Source organism: Micromonospora sp. MW-13 (genome assembly GCF_003434305.1).
In the GTDB taxonomy this organism is placed as follows: domain Bacteria; phylum Actinomycetota; class Actinomycetes; order Mycobacteriales; family Micromonosporaceae; genus Micromonospora.
Window position 1 is genome coordinate 1 of record NZ_QKKX01000079.1, and the last position, 14,630, is coordinate 14,630.

The window sequence follows — 14,630 nt, forward strand, 5'->3', positions numbered from 1 at the left end:
TAGCGTCTGTGGGGGGATTCGAAGGCGGTAGGCGGTCCTTGCTTTCTTGCGGCGGGCGTCGTCCACCTTTGGTCTGAAGCGTATGACCCAGCCCAACTCCTCAAGCCGGTTGAGCCAGACTGCGATTGTGGAGCGGGCCATTCCTGTTGCCCGTTCGAGGTCTGTCAAGCTCGGTGAGAACTGTGCCGGGATTACTGCGGTTGAGGTGTCTGTCCAGGTTAAGAGTGTGAGGATAAGGTGGCGTCCGGAGGGGCTGAGGCGGCATTCAGCGTCTCGAACTGCGCGCTCTACGGCCCATCGCTCTACCATGCGATACGTCCTTCCCGTCGCCGCGTGCGGTCGTGGCTCCCTGATTCCGTCTGACACCTGAGCCTCGTGACCGTAGTGGTGCGTTCCTGTTCTGGCCAGGCGCGGAGCTGCTTTCGCGCGGGCTTGAGGGCTCGGCGGGTGCGGTGACCTGTGGATTCGGGATCGGCGGGGATCCGGCCACGATTGGCTGCATCGGAGGGTGAGCGGGGCCGGCTGATGGCTGGGAGGGCGGTGGCAGGCAGGCGTGGACGTGCTTGAGTTCCCCCCGCTTCCGGCATGACGCTGGTGTGGCCTGCCGCCCACATGATCAACTAGTGCGGATCATCGTGAGCTGGGGCAGAATGCCAGGGATGACGGTCCCGGTTGCTCGGCGTGACACGGCGGACGCCAGGCCAAAGCGCATCAGCTCACCTCGGCTTGTCGGCCGGGCGCACGAGCTGGACCTGCTGGTGTCGGCCGTCACCCAGCCACCCGCGGCGGTTGTCCTTGAGGGCGAAGCGGGCTCGGGCAAGACCCGCCTGGTCGCGGAGCTGCGGACCCGCCCGGAGCTTGCCGAAATGCGCTTCGTGCTCGGCGCGGGCCGCCGGATCCGTGAGCCTTTTCCGCTCGGGCCGATCATCGACGCGGTCCGCGCACTCGCGGCCGAGTCCCCGTGGGCCGGCCTTTCGCCGCTGGCCGGGGCTCTGCGGCCGCTGCTTCCCGAACTCGCCGCCGCTTTGCCACCTGCGCCCGAGCCGCTCGACGATCCGGCCGCCGAACGCCACCGGGTGTTTCGTGCCCTCGCCGAACTGCTCGGCGCGGTCGGCCGCGCGGTGCTGGTACTCGAGGATCTGCACTGGGCCGACGAGCAGACCCTCGATTTTCTCACCTACCTGCTCGGCGACCCACCGGCCGGGCTGTCGCTGTTGCTCTCCTATCGCACCGAGGACGCGACGCCGGGAGTTCGCGCGCTGACCGCACGATTGCCCGCGGCGACCGCGCACGCCCACGTGATCCTGCCGAGGATGGATCGGAAGCAGGCCGGCGAGCTGACGGCGGCGATCCTGGGCGTCGAACGCATCTCCGAGGACTTCGCGGGCTATCTGCGCGAACGCGCTTCCGGTCTGCCGTTCGCCATCGAGGAGTTGCTTGCCCTGTTGCAGGCCAACGGTCAGCTGGCGCGGCGCAAGGGCGGCTGGGCGGTGCGCGAACTCGACCAGCTAGACGTGCCGACTGGCATTCGCGATCAGGTGCTGGAACGCGTTGCCCACCTGTCCGGCGACGCGCGCGCGGCGGTCGAGGCGGCGGCGGTGCTGCGTTCATCGGTGCCGCTCGACGTGGTTGTCGCGACCTGCCTGGTGCCAACGGATCGCGCCTTGCGTGGCCTTGACGAGGCATTGGAGTCAGGCTTGCTAGCCGAGTATGGCGAACTCGTCGGCTTCCGGCATGTGCTTGCGGGGCAGGCGGTGGAGGAGGCGCTGCCCGGCACGCGACGGCGGCGGCTGCACAGCCAAGCTGCGTCGACATTGGAGGAATACGACCCCGTACCGCTCGGCCAACTCGCCCACCATTTGCGCCACGCTGGACGGCTCGGCGAGTGGGTGGTGGCCGCCGAGCGCGCCGCCGATCAGGCCGCGGCGCTACGCAACGACGCCGAGGCTGTCCGCCTTCTCGAAGATGTGGTGCGCCACGGCCCGCTCGCGCCGGCCGAACGGGCAAGGCTCGCGGTGAAGCTGGGTTGGGCGGCCCTGGAAACGGTGCGCACCACCGAAGTCGTTGCGCTGCTTCAGGATGTGATGAGCCAGGACGGCACCGAGGCGGCGCACGGCGAAATTCGGTTCCTGCTCGCCTCCACTTTGAATGTTCTCGGCGAGGACGTGCAGTGGCAGCGCGATCTGTTCGCCACCGCGATCGGCGAGCTTGCCGACCGGCCGGATCTGCGCGCCCGCGCCACGGCAGCGCTTGGCGTGCTGACCGCGTCCAGCGGAACAGTGGCACTCGGCCGCGACTGGCTCTACCGGTCGATGGAGGTGCTCGCCGAGGTGAGCGACCCGATGGTACGGGTATTCGTGCTGGGCAAGGTGGGAATGGGCCTGGTGACCGTCGGCGATCCGGCCTGGCGTCAAGTGCTGCAACAGGTCGAGGCCGCCACCGCCGGGTCGGTGCAGTCCCGCGCCGCCGTCAACGCGTACTTCTCGATCGGTGCCCAATGCTGCTACCTCGGCCATCATGACGTGGCCGAGCGACTGCTGACCTCCGCGCTCTCCGGCGCCGTGGCATGCGAGAACCGCAGACTTCAGCTACTGACCAGATCGGCCTTGACGCTGCTGTCCTTTCTCAGGGGCAACTGGGATTCGGTTGCCGACGGCACCGACGCGTTGCTCGACGCGCTCGCCGACTATCCGCTCGGCTGGATCGAGGCCGAGCTTGCGGTGGGCGGCCTTGCCCTTGCCCAGGGTCGGCTCGACGACGCGCAGCACCGGTTGGCGGGCGCCGGACGGCTCGCCGAGGAACTGGGCCTTGTCGAAGCGCTCGCGTTCCCGGCAAGCGGCCTCGCCCGCATCGCGCTTGCCCGTGGCGACACCGCGGCCGCGCTCGGCGCCACGGAACGCTGCCTGGATGCCTTGCGCGCCAAGGACGCCTGGGCTGCGGCCGCGCCGGTGCTGCCGACCGCCGTGGAATCACTGATCGCTTCCGGCCGTGTCTGGGACGCCGGGGAGTTGCTGCGCAAGTACCGGAAGAGGCTTGAGGGTCTCGATGTTTCGATCGCTCCGGCCGCGCTGCGCCACGCTGAAGGCCTACTCGCCGCCGTCGAAGGAAACGCCACCCAACTTGTCGAGGCGGCCGTCCGCTATGACGCCTTGCCGTATCCATATCTGGCGGCGCTTGCCCGCGAGCAGGCGGCGCTGGTGCTGCTCGACGCGGGTGAGCAGCGTGCCGGATCGGCGGAATTGGCCCTGGCGCTGGAAACCTATCAGCGACTCGGCGCGGATTGGGATCACTCGCGGGCCACCGGCGCGGCTCGGCAACGTGGACTGTCCCTGCCGGGCAAGCGTCGCGCTGGGCGGCCCGCCTACGGCAACGACCTGTCCGCCCGCGAGCGCGATGTGGCCGTCCTCGCCGCAACCGGTCGCAGCAACAAGGAGATCGCCGCCGAGCTGTTCCTGTCGGTTTACACGGTGGAACAGCACGTCGGAGCCGTGCTGCGCAAGCTGGGGATTCGTTCCCGGGCAGGGATCGCCAGCAGGCTGTCCGGATAAAGTTACCGGATTTCCGGGATGGTCCCGGCACCCGTGAGAGATCCACGCTGGTGCGGTGTCAACCCCTGAATCTGACGTGACCCCCGAGCCGGCTCCCAACCCCGCACCGCCGGAGCCGCCCGAAAAGACCGACGACTCTGACGAGCACGGATGGCGGCCGGTATGAGACCCATATGCCGCACGCAGTCTCAGGGACCGCTTCGAGCACAACGGAGGAGATCGTTGAACGGACCCGTGAGACGACGGCGAGGCCGCACCGGCCTCGCCGTGAGCACGATCGTGACGATGCTTGCGGCCCTTGGGCTGTCGAGTTCATTGGTCACCACGCCCGCGCAGGCCGCGCCCGTCCAGCCCGCGCTGATGTCGCAACTCGCCGCCGACGGCACCGCCACCTTCTGGGTATACCTGCGGGAGCGTGCCGATCTCGGTGCGGCATCGCGAATCGCCGACCGGGCAGAGCAGGGTCGGCAGGTGCACAAGAAGCTCATCGACACCGCGGCCGCAAGCCAGGCGGGCCTTGTCAGGATGCTCGACGCCGAGGGCGTGGCACACAGGGAGTTCTGGATTGCCAACACAATCAAGGTGACCGGCAACGCCGATCTAGTACGCCGCGTCGCCGCCCGGCCCGAGGTGGAGCAGATCACCGCCGATGAGAAATACGAGCTCCCCGTGGTCGAAGTGGCGGAGCAGCAGGCGCTGCTCGCGGGCATCGAGTGGAACATCAGCCGGGTCAACGCTCCCCGCGTGTGGCAGGATTTCGGCGTCACCGGCGAGGACATCGTCATCGGCAGCATCGATACCGGCGTGCTATATACCCATCCGGCGGTGACTCGGCAGTATCGCGGAAACCTTGGCAACGGCCGGTTCGACCACAACTACAATTGGTGGGACCCGTCCAATGTGTGCGGTGCGCCGTCACTGATTCCTTGCGACAACAACAGCCACGGCACCCACACGGTCGGCACGATGGTCGGCGACGACGGCGCGGGCAACCGGATCGGCGTCGCACCGGGCGCGAAATGGATCGCCGCCAAGGGTTGCGAGGAGCGCTCCTGCTCGCAGGAGGCGTTGCTGGCAAGCGGCCAGTTCATGTTGGCGCCCACCGATTTGCGCGGCCGCAACGCCGATCCGGCCCGGCGCCCGCACATCGTCAACAACTCGTGGGGCGGCAGCGCCACCATCTCACCCTGGTACCGGCCAACGGTTCGGGCGTGGGTGGCAGCCGGGATCTTCCCGCAGTTCTCCAGCGGAAACCCCGGCGCGGCATGCGGTGCGGCGGGCAACCCCGGCAACCTGCCTGAGTCATACGCGGCGGGCGCGTTCGACGCCGCCGGGCGGCTCTACAGCAACTCCGGCCGTGGCCCTTCGGCTTGGGGAGCCGACATGGTCAAGCCGAACATCACCGCGCCAGGCGTGGCCGTGCGCTCCTCGCTCAACAACGGCTCATACGGCCCGCTGACCGGAACGTCGATGGCGTCACCGCACGTGGCGGCGGCCGTGGCGTTACTGTGGTCGGCGACGCCGTCGCTGGAGCGCGACATCGACGCCACCCGGGCCATCCTGGATGGATCCGCGCTCGACACCGAGGATCTGACATGCGGCGGTACCAAGGAGAACAACAACGTGTGGGGCCAGGGAAGGCTTGACACGTTCGCGGCGGTGAGCCGCTCGCCGGTCCCCGCCAAGGGACAGCTGACGGGCACCGTTCTGGGCGCGGGCAACGCACCCGTCGCCGGTGCCACCATCACGATCACCGGTGCGCTCACCCGGACCCGCAGCACCGGCAGCAACGGCGGCTACGCGATCACACTGCCTGCCGGCGAATACACGGTGACCGCGTCGGCGTTCGGCTACCAGCCGTCGAGCGCCAAGGTGACGATCACCGGTGGCGGCGCCACCACCCAGGGATTCACGCTTGTCGCACCAGACGGGCGTGGGCTCGACGTCTCACCCTTTGAATTGGACTTCGGCGTGACCAAGGTGGGTGAGACGGGAGGCCCGCTGACCGTAACGCTCACTGGCACCGGCTCCACACCGGTCACGATCACGGAGATCACCGACCCGGGCAACGGTTTCGCCCGGTCGGGTGGAACGTGTGGCGCATTGCCGATCAGCCTTGCGCACCTTGCCAACTGCACGTTGACATACACATTCACGCCGTCGGTTCCCGGACAGGCCACGGCAACCGTCTCGGTGGCCGGCGACGCGCCCGGCTCGCCGCACAGCGTCGCGCTTGTCAGCACCGCGATCCGGATTCCGGTACGCACCGCAGCGCTGACGCTGGCGTCCGGTGAGGACACCTTGTTCAGCGGGGTGATGGATCCGCTCGGCCGGTATGCGTACTTCGGCACGCAGACCAAGCCGGGTCGGGTGATCAAGGTCGATCTGGCGACCAGTCGGCGGGTCGGTGCGATCACGCTCGAGGCAGGCGAGAACTTCGTCAATTCCGCGATCATCGATCGGGAGGGCCGATACGCGTACTTCGGTACGGGCACCGCGCCGGGCAAAGTGGTCAAGGTCGATCTGCACTCGTTTGAACGGGTCTCGGTGATTTCGCTGGGACAGGGCGAGAACTTCCTCCGGACGGCGGTGATCGATCCGGCGGGGCGGTATGCGTACTTCGGCACCAGTGGCACTCCCGGACGAGTGGTGAAGCTCGATCTCCGAACGTTCGCGCGGATCGGTGTGGCCACATTGGAAGGAGGAGCGGGCAACTTACGTTCCGCCGTCATCGATCCCGCGGGCCGGTTCGCCTACTTCGGCACCGACACCAAGCCAGGGCAGGTGGTCAAACTCGACCTAACCACCTTTCAGCAGGCCGGTGCGCTCAGCATGGTCAATGAGAGCGCCTTCCTTTCGGCGGTGATCGACCCGTTGGGCCGCTTTGCCTATTTCGCCACCGCCACCAGCCCGGCCCGCGTCGTCAAGGTGGACCTGGAAAGCTTCACCAGGGCCGAGGCCATCGACCTCGCGGCGGACGAAAACATGGTGCTGTCGGCGGTGATCGATTCCATGGGCGAGTCGGCATATTTCGGCACCGGCACGTCACCGGGGCGCATCGTCAAGGTCGACCTGGCAACGTTCTCCCGGGTCGGTGCGGCCACCCTCGAGGCCGGTGAAAACTCATTGCTATCGATGGTATTGGACCCTCAAAGCGCCTTCGTGTACGCCGGAACGCTCGGCTCGCCCGGACGGCTGGTAAAGGTCCAGGTGGACGGCGCGATACAGCTCACGGTCGAGGGCCGTCGCTCGGTGGGTTCGCCGGAGGCCGTCATGTCCTGGGAGGGAGCGATGTCAGCCAACGTGGATGTGTTCCGCGACGGCGAACTCGGCGCCACCCTCGCCAACGACGGCGGCCACATCGAGGTTCTGCCGCCCTGGGCCGGAAACACGCACACCTACCAGGTCTGCCAGGCGGGTTCTCGTAAGTGCTCGAACCTGGTCACCGTCCGGTTCGGAGGCAACTGATGACGAAGGGAAGACGGAAAATGGGTAAGAGCCGGCGCCGTGCGCTCAGCGCCACGCTGGCGCTGATCCTCGTGGGCACGAGCCTTGCCTTCGGCGGTGCCAGTGCCGGTGGTTCCGCGCGGACCGTGTGGATTGACGCCACCGGTCAGCCGATGGACGCCAATGGCGTACGCCCCGATGGAGTCACTGAGACAGCGCTTGTGGGGCAAGCGGCCGCGGCCGAGGCGGGGTGGACCTCGCTCGGCCCGGCCGGCGGCGACATCTCCGCGATCGCGGCGTCCCCCGTGGACCACTCGATCGTGCTCGCCGGTCTCGCGCCGGGCGGTTCGGTCGGCGGCGGGCTGTTCCGCTCGGTCGACGGCGGCGCCACGTGGACAAAAGTGCAAGCGCTGCTCGGCAAAAGCGTGTTCGCAATCGAGTTCACCGCCGCCGGTACGGCGTACATCGGCACCATGGACGGCGTGTGGCGAAGCAATGACGGCGGTCTGACCTGGGCCGCCAAGAACCTCAACATCGGCGTGAACGACCAGGTGATCACGGTGGTGGCCGCACCGGGCAACCCGTTGGTGTTGTGGGCCGGGATCGCCGGCGCGTTCGGCACCCAGAAGGTCAACGTAATGCGGTCGATCGATGGCGGCAACACGTGGACCAACCGGACGCCACCGTTCGGCGGCGGTGTCACCAGCCGCGCCATCGGAATCGCCCCGGACGACCCGAACACGGTGATCGCCACGTTCGACAACGGCCAGGTCTGGATCACCACCGATGGCGGGACAACCTGGGCGGAACGATCCGAGCGCCTGCCCAACGGCCCGTGGCACGATGTGGTCTACGACGGCTCGAGGTTGATTCTCGGCGGCGGCCAGGCCTTCCAGGGCCAGTTCCTAGGCGTCTTCGAATCGCCCGATCTCGGCCAGACCTGGACCGCGCTGCACAACGACGCGTGGCCGGTCAAGGCGGTCGATGACGTTGCGGTCGATCCGCGTGACCGCAACATGATCCTTGTCGCCACGGCGGGTTCGGGTGTGCATCGCAGTACCGACGGCGGCAGGACGTGGCAGCTGACCGTCGGCGGGACGATGAATCTGATGGTGCGATCGGTAAGCTTCGATCCTTCCGATTCTCAGAAGATTTTCGTGGGGACGGACGCACGCGCTGTTTTTCGTTCCACAGATGGTGGTTCGACTTTCACGCAGTCGTCCGGTGGTATCAATGAGATGGAGCTGCACTCCGTGCACGCCAACCCAGCGAACCCGAACGAGCTGGCGATCGCCTTCCAGGGCCAAAACGGCGGCGGTGTGTTCTCCAGTTTGGACGGCGGTAAGACATGGAACCTTGAGCCGGTTCCGCCGACGCGATACAGCGCGGTCCGGTTCGGGCCGGACGGCACGCTGCACGCCATCTCCAGCGGACCGTCAACCGTCGCCCCCGAAGGGCTTTACCGTCGCGGGCCGGATGGAAACTGGAAGCTGCTCGGCCCGGACCAGGGCCCGCTGTTCGAGTCGGCGCTCACCACAGTCCGGTTCGGCAAAGCCAACCCGAGCCTGATCGTGTTGGGTGGCGCCGACTTCGGCGTTGCCGGTCTCGAACCGACCGTGTGGCGTTCGCTTGACCGCGGCCAAACCTGGACCAAGGATTACGAGGGTCCGGGCACGCAGACCATACGGGATCTGGAGATCCTGGACACGGGAACGGATCTGGAGTTGGTGGCATCGGTTGACGACACATCGGCGAACCGGTTCGGCGGTGTGATTCGCTCCGAAGACGGTGGCACATCATGGTTCCCGTCCATGATCGGGCTTCCCGGCGGGCGGTTCATGAGTCCGCAGTTGTGCGCGGCGGCCAGCGATCCGTCAACGCTTTATCTGATCGGAACGGCCACCACCAACCCTGCGGTCACCGCACCCCTGTATCGTGCCACCGGCGGCGGCATGACCTGGCAGCCCACCGGCTGGGTAGGCGGGGCGCTGACGGTGGACCTCGCCTGCGACCCGATAGACGGCGGCGGCATCTACGTGGCGCAGCAGCAGGCAAACGCGAGGGTTATCCGGTCGAACGACGGCGGGGCGACCTTCACGCCGTTCGGCACGGGCCTCGAAGGGCTCAGCCTGCCGATGGCGTTCGGCTTCGCCGGACAATCGCGCATGCTGCTGGCAAGCGGCAAGGGCGGCTACGCGATCGACATTCCGCGCGGCTGACGTCATCCGTGGGCCGTCCGCACCAGCGGGCGGCCCACGGTCGTTTTTAGTGATTCGGGCGGCGCGCCGCCCGGCAACCGCCGTCGAGTGTCAGACAATGCGTTTGTGGATCAGCCGGTGGCTGACCGGCCGCGGCGTGCACGGCGGCGGCGTAGCTGCAAGTCATTATCTTGGTCAAACCGTAAGGGCCCGTTGGCCGTACTTCCGATTGGATCCCGCCGTGCGGCGGGTGGTGCTGCTACTACTCGCCGTCAGTATACCGCCGACCTGGCTCTCGTCTGGGTCGAGTGAACGAACGCGAGCCGAGCTCCGTATCTTGCGCGCCTCTCTACCGCTCCTGATAGGCGCCGCGACCGTACGGTCACCACCTCGACCAGCACGTCCTGCAGTTGCTGCGCCCGGTCTGCGGGCCGAGCGGGTGACGGCCCACAGCAGGATGACGCCGCCAGCGCCAACCTGTTCCACGTACTCGCGCACCGCGACCGACCCGGTCGGCTGCCGCTCGTGACGCACCGACCGGCCATACCGCTGCGCCCACTCCGGTGGCATGACACCGGCAAGCCACACCTCATCCACCTTCGCCAGGGCCTCCAACGCCGCCCGCATCGTCTCCGCGACCAACTCCACCCGACCCAGCCGGCGAACCGCCGCGAGAACATGCGTGGAATCCGTACGCTGCCGGCCCCGCGCCCGCACCAACCCCGCCTCCGCCAGCCGATCAACCATCACCGCGAGCAGCCGATCAGCCCGATCGCCCTCAGCCAGCCGCTCCCGGAACTCACTGAGCACCGAATGATCGAACCCCCGCTCGGTCAACTCCATCCCCAACGCGTACTTCCAGTCGATACGACACGCCACCGCCCGCGCCACCTGCCGATCAGTCAGGTTCTCCGCGTACTGCAACACCGACACCAACGCCAACCGGCCCGGCGACACCCCACGACGACCATCGACCGGAAACCAGCCAACAAAGTCGTCATCGACGAACAGATCCTCCAACCGATCCCGCATCACCATCGCCGGCGTGCCCTTCGGGCTCGCCGCCCACGCCACCCGAGCGGTCTCCACCGGCACCACCACACCCGAAACCCGCCCCATCGACATCCCGCTACCCCAACACCGAGGAGCCTTCAGCTCTCGCAGCGACGCGCCCCACCCCCGCCACACGCCCAAGATCACCAACAGCATCCCGAATGTGAGACAGAGCCGTTAGCGAGACAGCCCCGATGAGTTCGCGGATGAACTCGGCGAGGGCGGCGAAGACGTGGAAGACGAGGCGTCCGCCGGGGGTGGTGGTGTCGAGGTTCTCGTGCAGGGAGGTGAACCCGACGTCGCGGCGGCGTAGCTCTCCCACGGTGGTGATCAGGTCTGAAAGGGAGCGGGACAGCCGGTCAAGGGACGGTACGACGAGGGTGTCGCCGCCGGCGAGGAATGCCAGGCACGCGGTCAGCTCCGGGCGGTCGGTGTCGCGGCCGGACTGCTTCTCGGCGAAGATCCGCCGGCAGCCGGTGGCCTTCAACGCGTCGAGTTGGCGTTCGAGCTTCTGCCCGCCGGTGGAGACCCGGGCGTAGCCGATGCGGATCTCGGTCGGCTGCGCCGGCGAGGGTTGTCACACGGAGATGATCTCAGAAAACGGCGGTGAGGTGGTTATTGAACCCGCTGGTTGTTGAAGGAGTTTTTGACGACCCGGGAGCCGGTCTCCGACCCGTGTCGGCGATCTTCAGGAAACGTTTGGTTTCTTGACGGTGTGGTTCGGGCGCGGCGTCGACCTGGGCGAGTTCGCCGCTGGTGTCGACGCGAAGGGGTGGGTGTTGTCGTGGCGGCCGATCCAGGCGCAGCGCGCCGGCGGCCGGGCAGTGGTCCTCCGTCGACCAGCACCCGACTGCCATTGCGGCTCGGCGACATACCCACGGGTAAGCGGCTGATGCCGCAGCGCTACGGCGCACCTGCGGAGGCATGTGCGCCGTAGCGGTGTGGTCTTCAGGTGGCGGTGCGGAAGCGGCGTAGGCGGAGGCTGTTGGCGACGACGAAGACCGAGGAGAAGGCCATCGCGGCGCCGGCGATCATGGGGTTGAGCAGACCGGTGGCGGCGAGGGGTAGGGCGGCCACGTTGTAGGCGAAGGCCCAGAACAGGTTGCTCTTGATGATGCGCAGTGTCCGGCGGGACAGCCGGATGGCGTCCACGGCGGCGGTTAGGTCGCCGCGGACCAGAGTCAGGTCGGATGCCTCGATTGCCACGTCGGTGCCGGTGCCCATGGCCAGTCCGAGGTCGGCTTGGGCGAGCGCGGCGGCGTCGTTGACGCCGTCGCCGACCATCGCCACGGCCTTGCCCTCGGCTTGGAGCCGCTTGACCACGTCGACCTTGTCAGCTGGCAGCACCTCGGCGATCACCTGGTCGATACCGACCTCGGCGGCAACCGCCTTCGCGACCGTGGTGTTGTCGCCGGTCAGCAGCACCGGCGTCAGGCCGAGCGTGCGCAGCTGCGCGATAGCGGCCCGACTGGTGGGCCTGACTTCGTCGGCGACGGTCAGGACGCCCTTGGCGCGGCCGTCCCAGCCGGCCAAGACGGCGGTGCGGCCGGCGGCTTGCGCCGCGGTCGCCGCCTGCTCGACCTCCTGCGGCACGTCGAGCCCGCGCTCGCGCAGCAGCCGCAACCGGCCGACCAGCACCTCCCGGCCGTCGACCGTGCCGGTGACGCCGAGGCCTTCGACGTTGACGAACCCCGTGACGGGCAGCAGGACGCCGGCCCGGGATGCCCCGGTGGCGACCGCCTGGGCGATCGGGTGCTCACTGGCGGCCTCCAGCGCGCCGGCCAGCCGCAGTAGTTCATCGGCGTCCTGACCGGCGGCGGGCAGCACGTCGACCAGCGTCATCTTGCCGCTGGTGACGGTGCCGGTCTTGTCCAGCACCACTGTGTCGACCCTCTTCGTGCTTTCCAGCATCTCCGGGCCCTTGATCAGAATGCCGAGCTGGGCGCCGCGGCCGGTACCGACGAGCAGCGCGGTCGGCGTGGCCAGGCCGAGCGCGCACGGGCAGGCGATGATCAGCACCGCCACGGCGGCGGTGAACGCTGCGGTCCAGCCGCTGTCGTTGCCGATCCAGAAGCCCAGAGTGCCGGCGGCGAGCGCGATCACGATCGGCACGAACACCCCGGAGATCCGGTCGGCGAGGCGCTGCACGGCGGCTTTGCCGGTCTGGGCCTGCTCGACCAGCTTCGACATCTGCGCGAGTTGGGTGTCGCCGCCGATGCGGGTGGCGGTGACCACGAGGCGGCCACCGGCGTTGACGGTGGCGCCGACCACGGTGTCACCGCGGCCCACCTCCACCGGCACCGACTCACCGGTGAGCATGCTGACGTCGACCGCCGAGCTGCCCTCGTCCACCACACCGTCGGTGGCGATTTTCTCCCCGGGCCGGACCACGAACCGGTCCCCCACGGCGAGCTGGTCGACCGGGATCCGCGTCTCTTCTCCGTCGCGGAGCACCGCGACGTCCTTCGCGCCGAGTTCGAGCAGGGCGCGTAGGGCCGCGCCGGCGGTGCGCTTGGAGCGAGCCTCGAAGTAGCGGCCGGCGAGGATGAACGTGGTTACCCCGGCGGCGGCTTCCAGGTAGATGTTCCCGGCGCCGTCGGTACGGCTGATATCGAAGCTGAACGGGTGCGTCATCCCCGGCGTGCCGGCGGTGCCGAAGAATAGCGCCCACAGCGACCACCCGAACGCGGCGATCGTGCCGAGCGACACGAGGGTGTCCATGGTCGCCGCGCCGTGGCGCAGGTTGGTCCAGGCCGCCCGGTGAAACGGCAGGCCGCCGTAGACCACGACCGGGGCGGCCAGAGTCAGCGACAGCCACTGCCAGTAGGTGAACTGCCAGGCCGGGACCATCGCCAGCGCGATCACCGGCACGGCCAGCGCCACCGACACCCACAGCCGGGTTCGTAGACCGCGTAGCTCGTCGACGGGCTCAGCGGCCTCAGACGTCCCGTCCGCGGTGGGCGGCGGTGGCAGGGCGGCGGTGTAGCCGGTCTTTTCCACCGTGGCGATCAGGTCGGCCGGGGTGAGGCCGTCACCGTAGGAGACGGTGGCCTTCTCGGTGGCGTAGTTGACCGTGGCGCTCACGCCGTCGAGGCGGTTGAGTTTCTTTTCGATCCGGGCGGCGCAGGAGGCGCAGGTCATTCCCCCGATCGCCAGTTCGATCTGATTCGCAGCGACGCGCAGGGGCTTGGCGGTAGTGGTCATGATGACTCCTACTTAGTCGTGGGCGTGGCCGGGCTCGCCGTGCCCGCCGGTGGTCGACGGACTCGGCGTGGCCGGACCATCCGGGGCAACGCCACCATCAGGGGAAGCGGCGCCGGCGCTCAGGGTGAATTCCGCGGTGCGGACCGTGCCCTGGTGCTGGAAGTCGAGGAACAGACGGTACGTGCCGGCTGAGGGCACCTCGGCGAAGAAGGTCACCTCAGGGCCGGGTCGGGTCCGTCCGTCGCCGGGCTCTCCGTCGGGGTGCACGTGCAGGTACGCCAGGTCGCCCTGTCGCAGCGCCACCAGGTGCCCGTACGCGCCCAGATAAGGCTCAAGATCGGTGACCGCAGCGCCGTCGCGGCTGACCGTCAGGGTCAGCTTGGAGGTGCGACCGGGCTGCAGGGCGCCGTCGATGGTGACGGTGTACCCGTCGACGGTGCTGCTGGCCGCCGGCGCCGGCAGCGGACGTGGAGTGAACACACCGGCGACGGACACGTCCACACCGAGAGTCAACGGCTGACCGCCGGCGGGGGTGAAGTCGGCGAAGGCCCGCCAGCTGCCCGGCTCGCCCAGCGGCGAGGCGACCCGCCACGTCCCGTCCGACGCCATCTCCGGGTGCACGTGCCGGAACCCGGACAGGTCCCGCCGGGCGACGATCAGGTGCATCCGCTTGTCGTGCGCCACCTCGAAGGCGGTCACGGCGCGCCCGTCGAGGCCCGTGATCTGAAACGCGAACTCCTCGACCGGGGCGGAGACCGGGTTCAGGGTGTAGCCGCGGTCGGAGACCAGCAGGCCACCGGGAACCTTATCGGCGGACGCAGACTCGGTGCCGTGGCCGCCGTCGCCGTGGCCGGTGGTGCTGTCGTGGCGTGTGTCGGCGGCCGGAGCGACCGGGTCAACGACGTCGCCGACCCCGTATGCCGCGCCGAACGCCGCCACCATGCCGACGGCGAAACCGGTCAACTTCAACGCTGTGTTCATGACAATCACCTCGGTCTCTAGACGGTCTTGCGATGACGCTGCGGAGCGGGCACCCCCCGCAGCGGTAGGCAACGAGACGACGTGACGCCCCGAGGCCACGTTCGCCTGTGGGCGGGCCGAGTCGGGCTGGGAAACTCTGGACGCCACCTGATCGTGCCGACGCCGTGCGCCGAACCGCGACACCGTCCGTCCCGTGCGA

At 68.5% G+C, this 14,630-nt stretch carries 7 protein-coding genes; 3 read left to right on the forward strand and 4 right to left on the reverse strand.

Annotation, left to right across the window (positions count from 1 at the left end):
- Positions 1 to 659: 659 nt before the first annotated feature.
- The 3 genes from C5N14_RS28995 to C5N14_RS29005 all read left to right on the forward strand — a co-directional run bounded on the left by C5N14_RS28995 (position 660) and on the right by C5N14_RS29005 (position 9,214).
- Positions 660 to 3,548, forward strand: coding sequence for an AAA family ATPase (locus tag C5N14_RS28995; RefSeq protein WP_165878269.1), 2,889 nt, complete (start codon positions 660 to 662; stop codon positions 3,546 to 3,548).
- 267 nt (positions 3,549 to 3,815) lie between these two features.
- On the forward strand, positions 3,816 to 7,016 hold the full coding sequence (locus C5N14_RS29000; protein WP_165878270.1) for a S8 family serine peptidase: 3,201 nt from the start codon (positions 3,816 to 3,818) through the stop codon (positions 7,014 to 7,016).
- A gap of 20 nt (positions 7,017 to 7,036) precedes the next feature.
- Positions 7,037 to 9,214, forward strand: a complete 2,178-nt coding sequence (locus tag C5N14_RS29005; RefSeq protein ID WP_117672737.1) for a hypothetical protein — start codon at positions 7,037 to 7,039, stop codon at positions 9,212 to 9,214.
- A 174-nt stretch (positions 9,215 to 9,388) separates the two neighbouring features.
- Here the strand turns inward: C5N14_RS29005 and C5N14_RS29010 are convergent, their stop codons facing one another.
- From C5N14_RS29010 to C5N14_RS29025, 4 genes are all read right to left on the reverse strand, one after another.
- Positions 9,389 to 10,318: a transposase gene (locus C5N14_RS29010; RefSeq protein WP_165878271.1), complete on the reverse strand. Its 930-nt coding sequence runs from the start codon at positions 10,316 to 10,318 to the stop codon at positions 9,389 to 9,391.
- A gap of 4 nt (positions 10,319 to 10,322) precedes the next feature.
- A complete protein-coding gene (locus tag C5N14_RS29015) occupies positions 10,323 to 10,796 on the reverse strand; it encodes a recombinase family protein (RefSeq protein ID WP_207892920.1) in 474 nt (157 codons plus the stop codon).
- A gap of 398 nt (positions 10,797 to 11,194) precedes the next feature.
- Entirely contained in the window at positions 11,195 to 13,450 is a 2,256-nt protein-coding gene (locus C5N14_RS29020) for a cation-translocating P-type ATPase (protein WP_117672741.1), read from the reverse strand.
- A gap of 12 nt (positions 13,451 to 13,462) precedes the next feature.
- Complete coding sequence (locus C5N14_RS29025) at positions 13,463 to 14,431, reverse strand: hypothetical protein (RefSeq protein ID WP_117672743.1); 969 nt, start codon at positions 14,429 to 14,431, stop codon at positions 13,463 to 13,465.
- Positions 14,432 to 14,630 lie beyond the last annotated feature (199 nt).